Here is a 1974-nt window from a genome sequence, read left to right on the forward strand (position 1 = left end):
TAAAGAATTTAATAAAAATTATTTCCTCTTGATTTTTACTATCCGCCCAAAATGACCTTTTTTCAGTAATGATATTATTTGTACTGATGACTATACCAATTAAATAAACAAAGTTGTCAGTTGGTAAAGTTTCAAAATCAACAAAGACTTCAATATCTTTTTCTTCTAGATCAATATCATTGGTTTGATATATTTTATTTTTTTTAATTGCTAATGATTTTAATTCAAATTTATATCTACCTTGAGTGGATGTAATTAGTGAACTTCTTCTTGGTTTATAATAATACGAAAATTGATTAATATTGAAATATCCTCTTTCATTCCATTTTATTACTTCACTTTCTGACATTGATAATAATAGTCTAAGGTCGTCTTTTTCTCTTAATTTATTATAACAATGATTTTTATATTCACAGATACCACAATGAGATATTTTAGCTATATCTAAATCTTTATCTAGATTATTCATAATAGTATGCAATGTTGTAATGTCATTATTTAATTTAATTTTTTTAATTAATCCCTGGTATGTCATTACTTTATAAGAGTTTACTGTAAATATTTCTGCTAATAACATTGATTTAAATGAATATTTTTTTTTATCCTCTTTCGTAATTGTTAAGTTATTGGAATAAAAGATGGGAGTATGTTCTAAATTATCTAATTCTATATACGGAAAAGTAAAATTATAATATTTTGTTTGTAGAATGTAATTCTTTATTAGAGTATTTTTAATGGATGAAGGACTAAATACTTTTTGTGATTTATTCTCTAATTTTTTATGTATATGATTATAAGAAAAGTTTGTAAACTTTAAGTCACTTAACCTATATTTTGCTTTTAACTGACAATAAAAATAATAATCTAAAATTTCATCTGTTATCATTGTTTTATAAAAACTTTATTACTCAATTAATCGAGCGACATTATTATTACAAATAGAGCATTTACCTTTTAAGATTAAATCATCATCAACTAAGTTAGCATCAAAATCAATTATTTTAACAACATCTTTACATTTTGAACAGTACACATTTTCTAATAAATGAAGTTTAACTTTATCATCCAGTTGATTCCATCTTTGCATTGCTTTTTGGCTAAATTTTATCATGATATAATATCCTGTAATATTTTAAATATTATATCATAGCTAATAAATCATTACTAACTATTTATCAGATAGATGTTGTGTAAAATTTATTATATCAACAATATTTAGATATAATCTGTAAGAATAAAATAGAAGGAGAGCTATCATGACAATGTCAATGAATTTACATCCTCAGTATGTCACTAACGATAATGGAGAAAGAATATCTGTAATTTTACCTATAGAAGAATTCAATACTTTATTAGAGCAAACAGATAGTAGTTTTCAAGAAAATAAATTATATTTTCAAGAGTCTTTATCAAATATTGAAAATGGTACAACTACAACACTATCTCATAAAGATGTATGGAAAAGTATAGATAAACATACAAAAATATCATAGTGAATATAACTTACGAACCTAAATTTGTAAATAGTTTTAATAATATTTGGGACTATATATCGCTTGATAGTAAAATAAGAGCTAATCATTTTAAATCTGAATTAAAAGAAAAAATTGAAAATTTAGTACATATGCCCTATAAATTTCGAAAATCATTTTACTTTGATAATGAAGAGATTAGAGATATGATTTTTAAAGGTTATGTTATTCCATATAAGATAGATAAAATCAGGAATGAAATTATAATAATTGGTATTAAGAAATATCAAGAAAATTTATAAACATCACTGCCTATTATCTGCCAACAAATTAAATTAATCTAATGAACATTATATAAACAAACGAGTTAAGCAGCTAACTCCATGTAACTGTAGGCTTCAGGCTGATATTAATCAGAATAATAGTTGAAATATTATATGAATAATTAATAAAACTTCACTATATTAGTAGTAAAGAATGGTTTATTTGCAAGTGGCTGTAA

4 protein-coding genes are annotated in these 1974 nt (G+C 23.0%); 2 read left to right on the forward strand and 2 right to left on the reverse strand.

All coding sequences use genetic code 11. The features are described from left to right. Together GBG18_RS14885 and GBG18_RS14890 are read right to left on the reverse strand one after the other, a co-directional pair. The coding region (locus GBG18_RS14885; protein WP_152192347.1) for a hypothetical protein at window positions 1–886 on the reverse strand (886 nt) is incomplete at its 3' end. Window positions 887–904: 18 nt separating this feature from the next. Further along, the gene (locus GBG18_RS14890; RefSeq protein ID WP_152192349.1) at window positions 905–1111 is read right to left on the reverse strand and encodes a hypothetical protein; all 207 of its coding nucleotides are present in this window, start codon (window positions 1109–1111) and stop codon (window positions 905–907) included. A 145-nt stretch (window positions 1112–1256) separates the two neighbouring features. On the opposite strand from GBG18_RS14890, the gene GBG18_RS14895 reads away from it, so the two are divergent. Together GBG18_RS14895 and GBG18_RS14900 are read left to right on the forward strand one after the other, a co-directional pair. After that, window positions 1257–1493: a hypothetical protein gene (locus tag GBG18_RS14895; RefSeq protein ID WP_152192350.1), complete on the forward strand. Its 237-nt coding sequence runs from the start codon at window positions 1257–1259 to the stop codon at window positions 1491–1493. Continuing rightward, the gene (locus GBG18_RS14900; protein WP_152192352.1) at window positions 1493–1774 is read left to right on the forward strand and encodes a type II toxin-antitoxin system RelE/ParE family toxin; all 282 of its coding nucleotides are present in this window, start codon (window positions 1493–1495) and stop codon (window positions 1772–1774) included. The genes GBG18_RS14895 and GBG18_RS14900 overlap by 1 nt, the downstream gene beginning before the upstream one ends. The last annotated feature ends 200 nt before the right edge of the window (window positions 1775–1974 follow it).

It is taken from the genome of Poseidonibacter ostreae, from assembly GCF_009208075.1.
Classification (GTDB): domain Bacteria; phylum Campylobacterota; class Campylobacteria; order Campylobacterales; family Arcobacteraceae; genus Poseidonibacter; species Poseidonibacter ostreae.